Source organism: Brevibacillus brevis (assembly GCF_900637055.1).
Classification (GTDB): Bacteria; Bacillota; Bacilli; order Brevibacillales; family Brevibacillaceae; genus Brevibacillus; species Brevibacillus brevis.
Window position 1 is genome coordinate 6,047,474 of the sequence record NZ_LR134338.1, and the last position, 18,030, is coordinate 6,065,503.

Below are 18,030 nucleotides of genomic sequence, written 5' to 3' on the forward strand. Positions count from 1 at the left end.
CTCTTCACGCATTTGTGACGGCTTCTATCTTCTCAATAATTAACAGGAAAGTTCCTGTCGCCTTTTTTCACCTTTGCAGGCTTTTCTCGTCCTTCTGCTTTGGTTTTATCAAGCAAGACAATGATCGTACGTAACATAATGATTATATCCAGCAGAAGAGAGTAGTTTCTAATATAATGCAAGTCATATCGCAGCTTATCCTCGACATCCGTCGTGTACTTCCCCATAACTTGGGCATATCCCGTAATCCCTGGTTTTACAACATGTCGGTATTCATAGGACTCGAACTGTTCGACAAACTGCTTTGTAAAATATTCTCTCTCCGGCCTTGGACCTACAAGTGACATATCACCTATGAGTACATTAAACAATTGGGGCAGTTCATCTATTCTGGTTAGTCTCAATAACTTTCCGACCCGCGTAATACGAGAATCGTTTTGCTTAGCGATGATTGGTCCCGTATGTACTTCTGCATCTTCTATCATGGAGCGGAATTTATAAATTTGAAACTCATTTCCATGTTGTCCGATCCTTTTTTGCTTGAAAATGATCCTTCCTTTTGGCTCCTCAAACTTGATCAGAAAACTCACGAAAAGAAAAATGGGAGATAAGAGCACCAAAAAAAGAAAAGAGAAAATCATATCAAAAACCCGCTTGATCAATCGCTGGTCAGCGGGAAGACCAAATGGCTTGACTGCTAGGACCATCGTGTCATCCAATGATGTGATAATCGATTTAGAAAGCAGCAAATCATACAAGGATGGAACAACGTATAAGATCTTATTCTGTTTCATAGCTTGGTAAATGATCTGAGCTTTCTTTTCTTCTAATAATTCTGGCGTTATGATGACAGAATCTACCTTGTTCATTTGTGTAATGATTTCTTCAATGCTTTGATCAGGCTGAATATGTTTCCACTTTATAGGACCAAGGAATGACATGCCGATCTTTGCAAATTCAACCTGTGAACCAATTAACAATGTTGTACCTGATTTATAATCACGTTTACATTTCAGATAAATAAATTTCCATCCTGACAGTAATCCAATCATCAGAAAATACGAAATCAGTATGACAGATCTTGGCAGTGCAAACTCACGAAAAATAAAAGAAGCAGCCATTGTTAAGAACGTAATGAAAGTAGTCGCAACGAAAATACTTCTCACAACATCCCATATGCTTTTTCTATTCAATGTATAGAGCTCATAGACTGTTAGAAAAAACAAGCTAATCAAGAGAATCCAAGGTGCAAGCGCCAGAAACGATTCCCAGTTTCTAGCCGTTATATTTTCATACCTTAAGAAAAAAGCCAGAACATATGTAAAAAAAATGATGAACAAGTCGACCGTTAACAAAACAAACTTATCAATGCGTCTATCCAATATATTAAACATAAAAAAACCCCTAACAATATCAATTGCTAGAGGTATTTTAACATACTTACTGTTTTCCAAACATCACACATTCATATGTCTATGTCGATTCTTACGATTTTTTAGGCTGATTTATTAAGAGTTGGTCCTCTTCCACATCTCTTAACGGCTTTGCTGGATTACCGACAACAATCTTCCCAGAGACTACCTGTTTAGTTGCCACGCTTCCCGCCCCAACAACTCCATCTTCCTCCACAATCAGTCCAGGTAACAGAGTGGCATTTGCTCCTACCCTGCCGCCTTTTCGAATTGTACACCCTTTAAAAGCAGAAAATCTTTTTTCCGTACGTCCAATGTAGTTATCATTACTTGTTACAACACCAGGTGCAACAAATACATAATCTTCAATAGTAGAAAAAGCAGTAATGTATGCATTTGTCTCAATCTTGCAATATGCGCCTACGCTGCATTCGTTTTCTACAGCGACTCCACGACCGATAATCGTTTGGGTGCCTATTGTTACCTTTTCACGAATGGTAGCAAGATCAGCAACGAATACTTCATCTGCCAGTTGCGCATTCACGTAAACAATCGCACTGGTTCCAATTGTACAACGATTTCCGATCACAGTTGGTGGATGATCTGTTTGTGCCTTTAAGATCGATCTTGCGGCACGCATTGGTTTTTTTCCAATCACAACATTGTCATGTATTTGGCATCCTTCGCCGATTTTCGTGCCTTTGTAAATGATAACGTTATGGCCGATAGATACATTGTCACCAATCTCTACATCTTCTTCAATAATGCAGTTATAGCCGAATGTAACATGATTTCCTAATTTCGCTTGCGAATTGATAAATGAACTCATTTGTTGGTCACCTTCCATTTTTGATTAACTCCTCCATCATCGCTGCTAAGGTATCTGCCTGATTCTCACGCGAAAATTGTTTCGAGACGATATCTTTTCCTGAAATGTTAGACACCGGAAATCTCCCGTACGCAAGCTTACGTATTACCTCAGGTAGATAGTGCTCACCAGTTTCCTTGATATTCCCATATACACCCAAATTGAAACGTTGTAAAAAGTTATGAAGTTCTCCTCGCACTGTAGTAATAATCAATTTTTCATGTAACAGATAGTCAAACAATTTGTTTGGAAGTGCCCCTTCAAATAAAGGAACATCTTTTAAACAAATAAGAAAAGCGTCCGCACAATTTAAATACTTGTGAACGTTAAATTTTGAAACTGCTGAGAGGAATAGGACACTTTCTCCTAATCCCTTTTCTTTCGTTATCTGTTGGAGTTTCGGTTTCTCAATACCTTCACCCATTAGTACAATTTTGATCCTGTGTTCCTTTTTAAGCATTTCCATGGCATATATGATTTGAACCAAATCATTGGCGGGTCCATGCGCACCTGCATACATACAGACAAAATCCTCATTTGAGATCCCCAGCGACTCTCGTATTTTTTGTCTGTCATGGGAGGGATCAGATGGCAACGTAACAGTTTCTATATCAATTCCGTTAGCCAGAAAAAAGAGTTTATCCTGCGATATTCCCTTTTGTTGTATTCGATCACCAATACCTTCTGTAAGTACTATAATTTTATCCGCTTCCCTATACAATACTTGTTCCATCCAGCGCAACAGTCTGATTAGCAGTTTGTGCCTTCCTCCAGCGATATCAATTAATGAATCCGGCCATAAGTCCCTGACCTCCAAAATAAATACAGCTTTCCTAACCTTTGCTAGCAACATGGCGGAGAAGGCAGTAAACAATGGAGGCGATGATCCTATCAAGACGTCGGGTCTTTCACGCTGGAACAATCCTGCGACAAAAAAACAAATAGCAAACAGAAACATGTTTATAAATCGAAGTACTCCGTTATCCTTATAAGATATCGCTCCTATCCATAGAAAACGAAAACCTTCTAGCACTTCTTTTTTTATCAATGTCCATTTGGAAAAACGATACGTTTTGTTGTGATGAATAAAGTTACTTCCCCATAAAGTGATAGTGTGTCGCTTTGCTAAGTATTTGGCTAATTCGTAATGGCGTGTACTAGCTGGATATTCGGGCGTAACACTATACTGGTTAACGATCCAAACTTTTTTCATATCGTTCACCTAACAGATTGATATAGAGAAAGATCAACTTTTCACTTTCTTTCTCCCAATTCCCTTCACTATTTGCCCATGTTTTTGCGTTTTCGCTGCATTGACGCAAATATTCTTTTTCAGAAGACAAACGGACTATTGCCTCTGCAATACTCTTTGGATCAGTAGGGTCAAACAGCTCCCCAAAATGCACTCTATCATTCAACTTCCGAATTTCTGGGAGATTACTGGCACAGACGGCTAGTCCAGCCATCATATACTCAGACAGTTTATTTGGAAGACTGAATAAGTTATTTAAACAAGTTGGTTTATACGGGATGATTCCGATATCAGCTTCGCTTGCTTCCTTAACTAAATCCGTCATAGCTACTGGCTCACAAAATTCAATTTGACCGCTGACTATATATGGTGCAGCAAGTGATCGGAGTTCTTCTTCCATAGGTCCCATCCCTCTTAAGCGGATCACAATATGAGAAGGGAGAAACTTCACAGACTTTATTAACTCTTCCAATCCTCTATCTTTCAGATACCCCCCGTGATACAGTATCACTATTTTTGAGTGGTTATCATGAATCTGAAGGTTTTTTTCATTTTGGAGCATCGTAAAGTTGTGTAGAATGACAGGCAAGGAGATTAACCGGTAACGCTTTTGAAGTTCATGAGCAATTGATTCATTGACCGTTATCGTTTGATTAGCCCGTCGGATAACATACCCTTCTATCAACATTACCAATTTTTTAAACCATTGGGGAAAATCAGCCCTCTGCTCAGCCCACAGCTCATGTGAGTCATACACAAGTAGCGCTCCTCTTAATTTGGCAACCACATAGGCAAATGGCAGCATATCAAAATCATGAGCATGATAGACGTCTGCTTTTTGTCCAAATGCAATCTTACCCATCTCCAAAAAAGCAACTAACTTATTCATTGCGATCTTTAGAATACCCAGCGTCGTCGTGCTCTTTTTTAAGCGGTTATTTGTTAACCCATTTGCACGAAACACGGTGTAGTTTCCAATTTTCTCATGCTTTGGGACGCTTGAAGTTTTGCGTATCCCTACAATACTTACCTGGCAGAGATTACTTAGTGAACTCGCTTCCTTCGTCACTCTAGGATCAGAGGTTACCTCGTTGCTTACAAGCATGCAAATGTGTTTCTTTTTCATGCGAGTTCAACCCTTTTTTGTATATATCCATTTGAATCTACAAATCGGGGATCTTCATCAATAAATATTTTAAACCAAAGCTCAACATTCAATAAGGACCATAGCTGCCAACTGAAATCACCGTTTGAGGATAGCATATTTGAAATCCCCGCTGCATTAAATAAATCCCTTTGTCTTGCTGAATCATCTAGCAAGATTTTATTCACAAATTGCGGATCCTTTTTAAACCAGACATTGATTGGTGTTGGAAACCCTTTTTTGTCTTTTCGATTTAGGACTTCATCGGGTATCATTCCCTTTATAGCCTGCTTAAATATATATTTTGGTTCTAATCCTTTTACCTTTACCGAAGACGGAATAGAAGCAGCAAATTCCACAATCCGATAATCTAGCAGCGGTACTCTTGATTCTAATGATACCGCCATACTCGTTCGATCTTCGACTTGAAGCAGTCCTGGGAGATATGCTTTGATATCATGGTAGAGCATTAGGTCGAAAGGGTCCTCACTCACATCTTTGCGGAGATACCTATTGAACGTATCATTCATATCGTAATTTGAAAGGACATCCTGCATCTTCAAACCAAATAAATTAGGATTAAGCACCATCGATGTAGAATATTTTCGCCATATCTCCTCAAATGTCCCCGGTTGCGTTGGTGTTTCCTGTATTCGTTGTCCTATCTTTTTAATTGTTGTTTTGATTCCATGTTGCTTGGCATACCCGTAAATGAGCAGAGCCCTTCTTTTCAAGCTGTTTGAAAATGACTTCTGCATTGAGGCTACGGGGGATGACGGTTGCCCATTCAAAGGAAGGTCTTCATATGCAAGGAAATAACGTGTGTACCCCCCGAATATCTCATCCCCTCCCTGACCACCTAAAACTACTTTGACATTATCAGCCGCTAACTGACAAACAGAAAATTGCGGGATAATACCTGGTCCAACTGCTGGTTCATCCATATGCCATATTAGTTTGGCTAATGAATCTTGAAAAAATTTCATATCCGGAACGATCTCAAGATATTCGGTGCCTGATGCTTTCGCAACTATTTTTGCATATTTTGTTTCGTCATAAAAATCGCTTTCATTAAACTTTCCAGAAAACGTTTTTATTCGCTGCTCTAGATGTTTAGCCGATAAAGAGCTAACCGTACTTGAGTCAAGCCCACCACTTAAGTGGCAACCCAATGGAACATCACTTCGTAAATGTAATTTTACGGAGTCATTTATTAAAAACCTAAGCTCTTCAACCGTTTGAGATTCTGTTCTAGAAGCAGCTTCAAATGTAAGGTCCCAGTACTCTTCAATGAGCAAACCTTCTTTTTCGGACACTGTTGCACAATGACCTGGCAGCAATTTTTTAATGTTATTAAAAAACGTCTTATCATCTGGCACGTACATGAATGATAGATAGTCTACAATAGCTTGGTAATTGGGCTCCCTTTTAATTGTGCGATCGGCAATAATAGCTTTAATTTCTGAACCAAATACAAACCGTTCTCCATCAAAGTAATAGTAGAACGGTTTTATTCCTATTCGGTCTCGTGCTACAAATAACTCACGCTTTTGTTTATCCCACACAGCACAGGCAAACATTCCATTTATTTGTGATAAACCTTTTTTCCCTTCTTGGGCCAACAACTGTAGTAGAACCTCCGTGTCAGACTCAGTACGGAAGATCACTCCTCTTTGGACTAAAAGCTTACGTAATTCTATGTAATTATAAATCTCCCCATTAAACACAATGGTATAACGGCCATCAACCGTTGTCATTGGCTGATGGCCCGCTTCTAGATCAATAATACTGAGTCGACGAAAACCTAGTCCGAGATTGTTATCGAGGAATATCCCATCACTATCAGGACCTCGGTGAGCGATGATATCACGCATCTTAATAAGTTTATCTTGATTAATCTTTTCTTGATTTATGTTAAGTACCCCGACAAAACCACACATATACCTGCTCCTATAACAAATCTATTTATTTAGCAAAGTTCCCCATACTCTAAAATTTCTCATTAACAGCCGATTTTGTCCTTGTCCCCTATCAAACTCAAAAACAAGTTTAACAATAGGTGGAAAACCATTAATCGAGAAATTGTTTGTGACTTCATTATTATTTTTTACATTAGCAATGACTTTCGATGATCCATCGGGTAGAATACCCAGGATTTTATAATCAAGCCCACGATTTTCATCTGATAGCCATTCTATAGTAATATCACTAATACTTATAGGATGTTTCCATACTAATTCAAATGCACTTTGTTGCATTCCTTCTACATAACCTGTGTAAGTATTCTGGTCATTATCTATGCTTCCCGCGATACCATAACCTGGATAAGGCTTACGTTCATTTTTTATTTCTGCAATTCCACTTAATTCTTCAATTGGCTTGATCGGTTCGCTCAACACTTTTACGAGGAGGTTCTCTAATAAATATTGGTATGGCTCGTCTTTAATAGCAAAGAAATATTTTTTAGCGACCATCTCAGGATCTGCTCCTTTAGAGATCTGCTGTAAGAACCCTTTTGCTTTTTTAGAAGTCATCATTTTAGTCAACCAGTTATCAAAATCAGCATCACTTTTTTCAGGATAAAATACTTTTTGGTACGCCTTCTTTCGAGGTGTTCCCTTTCTTAGTTCGCTGTTAAATCTGTCAAACTGCTGCTTTGCTTCTTTAACTATACCAGAAAGATCAGTAGACCTTCCTTCTGGCCCGTAAACAGTATCATCATACACCCAAATATCAAATAGTTCACTATGTGTGTTATTAATCGTAAAGATATTGCTGTTTGGATCATATACAATAAAAGTGTGATGTTGTGGAGACCCAAAAATATAGTAATCACTACCGTCTATGTCAATTTTCTTAATCCAAGTAACATACCAAAACGAATCTCCTGTGTATACTGATGAATTTTGAGAGTCAATTTCAACTTGAGACAACACGGTTTTATTTTTTGTCAATAAATCTATGGAGTTAAATCCTCCAACGAAGCTTGTTTCTGCTCTTTTATAAGGGTTTAATAAATCGGGTGATATTTCATCAAATGTCATTGATTCGAATGTGTATTCCTTACCATTGCTACCCGACAGAACAGGCCCTTTTATTCCTGAAATTTTTACAGGTCCAATAACATATTGGTTCATTACCTTACCAGAGTAATCTAATTCTAAGATTCTTCCCTTCATAGAATCAGTAACGACTATCATATTATCAGAAAAAACTGCTGAATACGGGAAGTTAAATAGGTCAACGCCTGGACCATTGCCACCGATTGATCCTATAAAATTTAGTTCCTTATCAAGAAAAGATAACCGTCCTGTATGTGCATCTGATACAACCACGTCTCCCTTAATTGAAACATCAATACTCGTTGGCCATAGATATTCATTCTGCCCCCAGCCAAGCTTTCCAGTATTCTTAACAACGTTTCCCTTCAAATCTATTTTAACTACTTCACGATCAGTTAAACTAGTTGCATATACATACCCTTCCGCAATTGCAACTCCATGCGCTTGTTTTATCTCGCATTGCCAGAGATGTTTTCCTTGGTTATCGAATAAAAACACACTGTTTCCATCATAATCTGCAACAGCTATATATTTTCCATCCTTACTCACTGCAACGTTTTCTGGGGATTTCATCTCGGGGTGCTTAATCTCTTTTACAAGCTGCAGTGACGCATTATCTCTATCAATTTGAAACTCTAAAATATTGTGCCCATTATAATTAGCTACATAAACCGTATCTGAGTTATCACTAAAAAATACACCTGTCGGATTCCAAACCTTAATATTATTTGGTACTTGAAGAGTTGTTAATTTATCATTCTTTCCCGTCATGGTTACAATGTGAACATCTTGATAATCAGAAACTAAATACTCCCTATCTTTGTATTTAGAAATACTCACAACAAAACTGGGTATGTTATTAAGCTCTTTTTCAACCATATATGTTCCATAATTTGTGTCCAAATCTAAGTGGCGGGGCATCCAATCGGGTTTCACTGAAATCGCTTCTCCCCTTTCCATTGTAGCATTGCCACTTTCCCGAAAGATGAGACTTAGAGATACAAAAGTGAGAAATAGCATAATTATTGTTAGCACTACTTTGTTGTTAATTCTCATTAGTATCCACCTTACCTTTCTTGCATGAGAATCATAATATTACTGCGAAATTAATACCTTTCCGTATTATTTTAAAGGAGTGCATATTAGGTTACTCCTTAGCTAATGAGCTTACGACTAATACAAGTGTAGGTTCCTTAATAAAAGTCGTTGCTGTCCCTTAAATTTCGAAAATTTAAATGTTAGCGAGTTAGTTTTAATACTTGAATTTAGCCAAATATTTTCATAACCTACTTCATTAACATAACCCTTATAGGTGCTAATGAGCTTTGAATTCTTGTTGTCATATATAGAGAATTCTGTGGGGTAATTGTTCAGATCAAACCACTCAAAGTAAAGTCTATTGACGTTTACTTCTTTGGAAAAAGTTATGGTAAACTCTACTGGCAATATTCCTTCCTTTGATGCAGTATACTCTGCCCCAGTCAGGTTTAAACTGGCTTCTAAATCATTAGGAGAGCTATAGAAATTATCTTTCCCTCTAACGGTATAAGGTACCTTCGTAATAATATTATCCTTAGCATAATTAAGAGTTGTTTGAATTTGGGTTTTTTTTACATTATCCCAAAAATACGGAGTTGCATACATCTTTAGTTTTTCATTTTTAATTGTCCCTACTGCATTTTTTGAAATTGACGCATTTGTAATTAATTCACTCACTGAATTTTCATAGTAAATCCCCAAAGTAGGATCAAACGTATATATTTTATCGTCAATCACGGTTTCAATTACTGAGTGATTTAAAAATTGTTCACTCGACGATAATCCAGAATGTAAATCCCAAACAACTGCTTTGTAGCCTTTTTTCTTAAATTCCTCTGCCAGATAGGTCACATATAGACCACAATGACCGTTACCGTACTCTATCGTTTGCGCCAGAGTTGGATACCCGGGTAATCCAACCCCGTAATCAAAGCTATTGTGAATTTGCAAGTTTAGCTCTACCAGTTTTAGTAAGTTTGAATTGGATTTAATAGATTTACTTTCAAATCCGGAAATAAATACTAATGAACAAGCTAAGAATAGAATTGCAATGATTTTGTTCATTGAATCAATCACTCTTTCTAAGATAAGTCATACTAGTAATATACTCAGAGGGATACAAAGGCAATTAATCAATGAATTCCCTAAACCACAGCTCCAAGCAAAGGAGTCCCCACATCACACGACTAAATTTTGTTTGCTTGCTCAAGATTTGTTCGATCTCAGTAACATTGTAATATCCCCTATTAGCAGTACGAGGATCAAGAAGTATTTCCTTTATGAATCCATTTAGATCTTTTTGATACCATTCATTTAATGGTACGGGGAAGCCCATTTTGTCCTTCCGATTAATGATTTCGTCTGGTACATGATTTTTAACAGCTTGTTTCAAAATATTTTTTGATTTTCCACTTTGGAACTTTATTACAGGTGGAATCGTAGCAACTAACTCCATTAGTCGGTAATCAAGTAGTGGTAATCTCGATTCCAAGCCTACTGCCATACTGGTCCGATCCTCAACATGCAGTAATGCTGGCAAAGATGCCTTTACATCAAAATATAGCATTTTGTCGAGATAAGAAGTTGCGTTTGAACGATTAAATATCTTTTGATAGTCATCGAATACAGAATAGCTACTGCTCTCCGTAAACAAATCGGAGTCTAATACATCTTTCATGCCTTCACTTCTATCAATTAACCGGAAATATCTCTGATCCTGTGGACCGAAAAGTCCCTCTTTAAAGAAATGCTGAAGCATTGGTTTATAGTTGCTCAATAGGTTAAGATTTGGGATGATGGAACTTAATGTAGTTACAAATTCCCCACGATTCGCCGTATCTTCAATTGCACCTTTCAAGCTTTCTTCTAGGTAAGCAACCATGTAACGTGCATATCCCGCAAATATCTCGTCGCCACCTTGTCCTCCTAGAACTACCTTTACATGCTGACTGGCAAGCTTCGAAACCATGTATTGTGGAAATACACCTGGGCCTGCTCCTGGTTCATCCAAATAATATATGATATCTTGGATACTATCAGCAAAATCACTAGCAGTTGGAAAAATCTCATAGTAATCAGCCTTCGAATGCTTTGCAACTAATTTAGCGTAATATGTTTCGTCATACTCTTTACTGTCTGAAAAGCCTCCAGTAAACGTTTTTATATTCATTCCCTCAAGAAGAGAAGCTGCAAAAGAAACAACTGAGCTTGAATCCAAGCCACCACTAAGATGTGCTCCCACGGGCACATCACTTCTTAACCGAATCTTCACAGCATCTTCTAATAAAAACCTCACTTTGTCGACGAAGTAATCCTCTGTATGATACAAGTCATAATTAAAATTAAAATCCCAATACTGCTCGATATTTGCTCGGAAACCATCGTTTATTTTTATAGTCAAATGGTATCCTGGCTCCAGCTTTTTAACCCCTTCAAATAGCGTCTTATCTGCTAATGTATACTGAAAAACATAATAATCTTTTAAACCCTTCATATTTACTTTACGCAGTGCGGGATTATAGGAAAGGAGCGCTTTAATCTCAGACGCAAAAATAAAATCGCCATCCTCCATGGAATAGTAAAATGGTTTAACCCCGAATCGATCTCTAGCAGCAAATATCTCTTGTTTGTTTTGGTCCCATATCACAAATGAAAACATACCATTGAAACGACTTACACAGTCTTTTCCATATTCTTCATAGGCATGAATGATGACTTCTGTATCACAATAGGTTTTAATATTGTGCCCTTTTTGTACTAATTCTTGCCGTAGCTCTAAGTAGTTGTATACTGCCCCATTAAAGACAATCCAGACTGTTCCATCCTCGTTTGTCATTGGTTGTTTCCCGTTTGTTACGTCAATAATGCTTAACCGCTTATGCCCTAAACCGATATTGTCATGCAAAAAAATTCCTTCATCATCACGACCGCGGTGCTTGAGTTTTTCTCCCATGATTCTTAATTCATTTTCATATACTCTCTTCTCTGAACGAACAATTCCATATATGCCACACACGACGCAAGTCCTCCTTAAACGAATACCTTCTCTAGTACTTTTTCAGTTTTTCTCATCGTTAAATACTCACCAGTTAACTTTTGTTCCTCTACTTCCCAATTGATTCTTCTCGCTGCATCATTTAATTTTTCTTTAAAATGCTGCAACTTACTCTCATCCTCAAAAAACAAATCTATTGCATTTGCAATGAATTTAGGATTAGAAAAGTCTTGAACAATACCAATCTCTTCTCCAATGATTACTTTTCGTAAAAAAGGTAGATCATTGGCTAAAATCGGTAAACGCGCTTGTATAAATTCATATAATTTATTTGGGGAACAGTAATATGTGTTTTTATCCACTGCAGGGTACGGGATAATCCCTACATCTGCCGAACAAGTGTACTTCAGTAGTTCATCTTGAGAAACAGCTTCCATAAAATAAACTTTACTCTCGACATTTAACTTTCTAGCAATGCTTTTTAGGACTTCTACATAAGTACCGAACCCGAGCATAACTAAAACAACATTCTCATTTTTTACGTACTTCATTGCCTTCACAAGGTTTTCAAGGTTTCTCTTGCCCAAAAAGCCACCTTGAAACAATAAAATCTTCTTCTCTCGCCCAATTCCTAACTTTTCTCTAAATAAATCAGAATGCTGGTAGTTAAGATACTCTTCCCAATGTTTCACGGCGTTTTGAATAACCAATGGTTCTTTTACTGTCACATTGTACTTCTTCTGGCACTTCTCTATAATTTGTTCACCTAGTAATTCATTTGGCACTATCCAGAAATCAACTTCAGGTAAGATTTGCGCTTCTATTTCTTCCAATAACAGAGCATATTTTTTGGGAAGCGTGCATTGTTCCGTATAATTTTCATGTGCATCATAAATTAAAGGGACGTTTCTTTCTTTTGCAAGCATATATCCTGCCTTTAATGCTGGTAAGTCGTTAGCCACAACTAGATCAAACTCTTCTTGAATACCCGCATTATAGAAGGCCTTATCAAATAACGGAAAAAAGTTAATGTTAAATGTACGAAAGAACTTTAAAACCAGGTTATAAAAAACATTTACCATTTTTTGCACCAGTGCTATACATTTGGTCGTTATCCAATTTAACAACCTAGTATTAATAGAAACCATCTTATTTTTAGACTTCCGAACAAGTTTATAAGAAGTGTTCTCTTCAATGGCTACCATGTTTTTATTTGCATATTGGTTAATAAAATCGTTTCTTTTATAAGCAAAACTCATAATTTTTTTATGAATACCTCTGTAAAATTTTACGATTTTTGAGTGGTATTCAATGTTTTGAAGATCAATTCTTTTAATCGCAATATTAGGGTCAATCGTTCCCGATAAGAAATTGTCACCAGAGAAAGGCACGCCTATAATTGTTACTTTAAACCCATGTTTCACCAGGGAGTTCGCCTGCAATGTTATTCTTCGATCAATATCTGTATCAGGAGTTAAAACTAATATATTCAAGATGACCCCTCCGAAACGGCAATGTAGCGTAATGTTATTTTTTCCTTAAAAAGAATTGCACAACATTCATCTTCTCTAATTTTTCTAATTTTGTGTTTAAGTCTTTCAACGCCTCGATGTTATTGTCAACTTCACGCAAGAGCTGTTTATTTTCTCCTAAAACACCCTCGTATTTTTCATTTAGCTGTTCTAGTTCCCTTACGTATCGATGTTTCTCTATTTCAAGCTCAGCCACTCGGCCCTGAAACCTTGCGATTTGTTCGTAGTCAATTGTTAGGTTCTCATATTTTTCGGTTAAATCCTTGTAGTCATTTTGATAGCGCTCATTCAGAAGTTCAAGTTGGGCTGTACGGTTCTGAAACCAAACGATTTGTCTTTCATTCTCAATTTTAATGTTTCTATGTATTTCCAACTCTGCTTCTACATTTTGAAGATTGACTAGCAATCTATCATACTTTTCATGTAGATTTTTCATCTCAAATTGAAGTGCATTCAATTCGGAATGTATTTGTTCAGAGGAAATTTCATTCTTTTTTTGTTCAGCCAGTATATCCAACAGATCATTAATTGGAATTTCTGTTGTACTCACTGAAGCCTTCTCGAATAGATTAACCAATTCAGATGGTACTTCAATAACATAAGAACCATTCATCAGAGCAGATCTCAAATCAATCCGTGTAGCCCCTACTTGAAGAGATGCCATAAATCGCTCTGATCCATTGCAATCTGCATCACAGATAAAGTAACAGTTTGATTCAATCAATGTCTCGATCCATTCACTGAGGTCTATTGATACATTTTGCTCTTCAGGAATTACGGAATAGATTGGGTTATTCTGAGAATCATTGTTAACATAAATGTATTTAATCGGATGTAATTCTTGTATCTTGTCACTCGAAGTCAGTTCGAATATGAAACCTTCTGCTGGACAATTGATTCCAGATGGTACGATAATCCTTTGTTTCTTCCATTCCCCATCTGCTTTATTTTCTAACTGACCAATTGGTATATAAGAACGTTCTCGGTCAAATACATTCACGAATAGAGGCTCAATGGTGATATCCTGATATTCAATGAATAAGCAAAACTCTTCATCTGTAAATTTCGGAATGATAAAAATCGCATGATTGGATCCATCTTCCTTTGGCCCAACTAATCGATAACTGTGTGTGTCCTCCGTTATGATGTTCGAAATATTTAAGCTATCGCCAACTACTATATATGGCTTGTAACCAAAATATACGGTATGAGATCTTTGAAAGAAAGGATTCGTAAAATCTAAGTTCCACTTATCATCACTAATAAGCTTCACATTTTTCAATCGAACGTCACTTTCAATTAATAATGTTTTGCTTGTTGATTCGGTTCTGGAACCAGAATCTTTTTCTAACAGAAAAAGCGCTTCGTTATGAAGAAACTCCTCTAAGCGTAACTGATCCATCACTTTATGTACGGAGTCTGCAATTGCATCGTAAAACTTAGGATTAGTGATCATCTTTTGATTGGAATCACTAAGCTTACCTTGTTTTACACCACACTGCGGACACACAGCATTATCCCAATTATTGGAGTAGTGATATAAGCTCTTTAGTTGTTTTGCATATGATGGAATATGACTCCATTCATCTCCGCCGAAACTCATTTGCTTTATGATAAATTTCGCTCCAAACCCATGCACAATCGTTTCTTTGTTAATAGAATGAATATGCAGATTCACATGAAATTGGCACAAGCAATTATTGCAGGTCATCATGCCAAATTCTAGCTTTTCTTGAAACGGAGTGACAATTAAAATATATCTTTTAGTAACCCTTTGTAATTCTTGAATACCTTTTTCGAAGACTTCGGTTGGCAAATGTTCAAGCACATCAGAAATTAATATGAGATCAAATTCCCCATCCTTGAATGGCAGCTTATCTATTGACCCTACTATTTTTTCTGTTTGCACATATTTAAGTGCTTCTTCACTTATATCCACTGCGCAAACTCTGTCATATTTCTTTGCCAAACGATTTGTAACAATTCCGTTACCACAACCTATGTCCAAAACTGACTTCACACCATTTGGAATTTTTGACAAGATTAGCTCAGTGATCTCAACTTGGTGTTGAGTTGGATCTTGTTCCCAAATATCCGGGGAATTGTAATATTTCATAATGTTACTGTTTTCCATTAGATAGCCCCCTTCTCATTCCCTCCCCATCTGACAGGGTGATTAATTAATCCTAAAGACACATTAACCCCAAAAGGCTGCTCCACTTTAATTTCATACATCTTATCGTGAAGATCGTAAGCAGGCGGTTCAACATTATCTAACAAATTTAATTCTTTAAAGATTGCTACCGATACGAGATAAGTGCCTTTCCCTAAAAGTAAAGGATTAAAGAATACATTTACAAAACCTTCGCCAAATGCCTCTTTTACTTCATATCCATCTTTATTCGATAACACTTGCATAGCACAAGTTCCATCCAACAAGTAATAAGCAAGCACAAAAATTGGGTTTCTCACTTTTTCTTTCGCAAAATAATTGATTCTTACTTTTTTATACCCGAGGTTTTGGAAGACATGCGATACTTCATTATTATCATTTAAAAAATCTACAGAAGTAATAACCATTTCACCTGAACCATATATTCGACTATTACTTTCCCTCTCTTCGAGTAGTTCCTGATAATTTATCGTTTTAACTGTCTCATTATCCATACTTTCATCATGAATAACTTCTTTCAGATTAAATACACTTGATTTCCACTCGGAATCATCATTTGCCTCAAGATGACCAATCTCAACATAGTTTTCGCCATCAAAAAACTCAATTTTCACTTTCTCAGTCGATATATCCTGATAAACGATTTCTAGTTCATAGTTTCTCAATTCAGCTAAATTTTGTACTTTAAATACAAATAAAGCGTGCTGGTATTCTCCACCTACGTCTTCAAATGATCGATATCTTTTTCCATTTTGCTCAACAGGCGAAGACCAGTTAATTGTTTCTTTATCCACAATTAAAAACAAATCACTTCCATTATTTGTATCACCGGCGTCGCCAATCTGCAGACACTCAATAACCTTATCTTTACAATAAAACTTCACCTCTGATATGGGATGCTTTTCCAATGGAGCCCCATTCTCTGTGATGAAGTGAAAGTAAACAAGTGAATCTTCAATTCCCTCCTCTAAGGTTTTAAAATTATTATGTTTTAATCGTACATTTCTAGCCTTTAGTCTTCTCTCTTCCTGTTTCCGAATTGATGCTAGGTATTCTGCAGTAACATCTAAAATATTTCCTTCCATCACCACTTTTCCCTTATCAATCCATACAGCCTCGTTGCACATTTTTTGAACAGAAGATATGTCGTGTGATACAAAGAGAACCGTTGTACCACCCTCCGTTAATTTTTTCATTCGCTCAATCGATTTATTGATGAAGTATGCGTCCCCAGCCCCTAGTATTTCATCTACAATAAGGATCTCAGGAATGACAACAGTTGATGTAGCAAAAGCTAGCCGTGCATACATACCTGCTGAGTAAGTCTTAACAGGTTTATCAATAAACTCTTCTAGTTCTGAGAAATCCACGATTTCTTCAAATTTCTCTTTTGCTTCTTTACCGACGATACCAGAATACGACAATGAGGCGAAAATGTTCTCACGCCCAGAAAACTCTGGATGAAAGCCTGTACCCAGCTCCATTAGAGCAGAGACCTTCCCATTTATTTTTATGTCTCCATCAGTTGGTCTCAAACTACCGGCAATTATTTTGAGCAGAGTACTTTTGCCAGCACCATTCCTACCGACTAAAGCTATCTTACTGCCTTTTTTTATGTTAAGATTTATATCTTTTAACGCCCAAAATTCTTCGTATCTATTTTTTGTAAGAAAGCCAAATCCAAGGACGTCAAGTATACGATCTCTAGGATGCTTGTAAGATTTAAATAATTTGTTTACGTTATTAATTTGAACAGCGTATTTATCATACATAATCTGCAAACACCACTTTCAATCGGGTAAATACGTAATGTCCTAAAAAAAACACTCCTAAGGACAATGTTACAAAAATCACGGTTATATCCCAACTTGGTAAGGAGTTGTAGATTATAATCTCTCTATACAAACTAATCATATAGTACATCGGATTGAATTGCATGAAATACACCAGTTCACTGGTTAACATATCAGTTGTATAGGCAATTGGTGAAACCATCATAAGTAAGATCAAAATCACTGTTATGATCTGTGATAAGTCACGAAAGAAAACATTAATACTTGCCAGAATCCACACTAAACCCGTTGTAAATAATATTTGCAATACCAATACAAAAGGAAGAAGTAGAACATAGAATCCTAGTTGCCCGTTGAATCCTACTACAATTAGCAACATGATTAAACCAATCAACTGCGATACCATGCTAGCCAAAACTACTTTTACAGGTATCAGCTCAATGGGGAAGATCGTATTTTTGATCAATGAACTATTGCTTGTCACCGTATTAACCCCTAGTCCGATCGACTCAGAAAATCCAAACCACGGTATTAGACCTGAAAAAATAATCAAGACGTAGTCAAAAGTAGATATACCAGTTAGTTTGATTTTAAAAATGGTTATGTATACCAAAAAATATGCTGAAAGAAAGAGGAGTGGATTTAATAAAATCCACGTCCCTCCCATGATTGAACCTGCATATTTTTTCTTAATATCGTCTACCGTTATATTAAAGAGAATCTTTCTATAGCTGATTAGTTGAGAGAAAGGGTTATTCATA

12 protein-coding genes are annotated in these 18,030 nt (G+C 36.8%); all 12 read right to left on the bottom strand.

The window, feature by feature from the left end; all coding sequences use genetic code 11:
- Nucleotides 1-32: 32 nt before the first annotated feature.
- The 12 genes from EL268_RS29435 to EL268_RS29490 all read right to left on the bottom strand — a co-directional run bounded on the left by EL268_RS29435 (nt 33) and on the right by EL268_RS29490 (nt 18,029).
- On the bottom strand, nt 33-1,394 hold the full coding sequence (locus EL268_RS29435; protein ID WP_106654723.1) for a sugar transferase: 1,362 nt from the start codon (nt 1,392-1,394) through the stop codon (nt 33-35).
- Nucleotides 1,395-1,485: 91 nt separating this feature from the next.
- Entirely contained in the window at nt 1,486-2,259 is a 774-nt protein-coding gene (locus EL268_RS29440) for an acyltransferase (RefSeq protein WP_232030164.1), read from the bottom strand.
- The gene (locus EL268_RS29445) at nt 2,249-3,493 is read right to left on the bottom strand and encodes a glycosyltransferase family 4 protein (RefSeq protein ID WP_106654724.1); all 1,245 of its coding nucleotides are present in this window, start codon (nt 3,491-3,493) and stop codon (nt 2,249-2,251) included. The genes EL268_RS29440 and EL268_RS29445 overlap by 11 nt, the downstream gene beginning before the upstream one ends.
- Nucleotides 3,471-4,658, bottom strand: coding sequence for a glycosyltransferase (locus EL268_RS29450; protein WP_106654725.1), 1,188 nt, complete (start codon nt 4,656-4,658; stop codon nt 3,471-3,473). Before EL268_RS29450 ends, EL268_RS29445 begins: the two co-directional genes overlap by 23 nt.
- On the bottom strand, nt 4,655-6,616 hold the full coding sequence (gene asnB / locus EL268_RS29455) for an asparagine synthase (glutamine-hydrolyzing) (RefSeq protein WP_106654726.1): 1,962 nt from the start codon (nt 6,614-6,616) through the stop codon (nt 4,655-4,657). Before asnB (EL268_RS29455) ends, EL268_RS29450 begins: the two co-directional genes overlap by 4 nt.
- Before the next feature lie 21 nt (nt 6,617-6,637).
- Complete coding sequence (locus tag EL268_RS29460; RefSeq protein WP_106654727.1) at nt 6,638-8,794, bottom strand: NHL repeat-containing protein; 2,157 nt, start codon at nt 8,792-8,794, stop codon at nt 6,638-6,640.
- Between the two features lie 117 nt (nt 8,795-8,911).
- Nucleotides 8,912-9,841: a hypothetical protein gene (locus EL268_RS29465; protein WP_106654728.1), complete on the bottom strand. Its 930-nt coding sequence runs from the start codon at nt 9,839-9,841 to the stop codon at nt 8,912-8,914.
- A 64-nt stretch (nt 9,842-9,905) separates the two neighbouring features.
- Entirely contained in the window at nt 9,906-11,792 is a 1,887-nt protein-coding gene (asnB, locus tag EL268_RS29470; protein ID WP_106654729.1) for an asparagine synthase (glutamine-hydrolyzing), read from the bottom strand.
- Nucleotides 11,793-11,806: 14 nt separating this feature from the next.
- Entirely contained in the window at nt 11,807-13,264 is a 1,458-nt protein-coding gene (locus tag EL268_RS29475) for a glycosyltransferase (RefSeq protein WP_106654730.1), read from the bottom strand.
- A 34-nt stretch (nt 13,265-13,298) separates the two neighbouring features.
- A complete protein-coding gene (locus tag EL268_RS29480; RefSeq protein ID WP_106654731.1) occupies nt 13,299-15,437 on the bottom strand; it encodes a class I SAM-dependent methyltransferase in 2,139 nt (712 codons plus the stop codon).
- On the bottom strand, nt 15,437-17,248 hold the full coding sequence (locus tag EL268_RS29485; RefSeq protein WP_106654732.1) for an ABC transporter ATP-binding protein: 1,812 nt from the start codon (nt 17,246-17,248) through the stop codon (nt 15,437-15,439). Before EL268_RS29485 ends, EL268_RS29480 begins: the two co-directional genes overlap by 1 nt.
- Nucleotides 17,241-18,029 (bottom strand): ABC transporter permease, encoded by a 789-nt coding sequence (locus EL268_RS29490; protein ID WP_106654733.1) that lies wholly within the window; start codon nt 18,027-18,029, stop codon nt 17,241-17,243. Before EL268_RS29490 ends, EL268_RS29485 begins: the two co-directional genes overlap by 8 nt.
- Between the last annotated feature and the right edge of the window lies 1 nt (nt 18,030).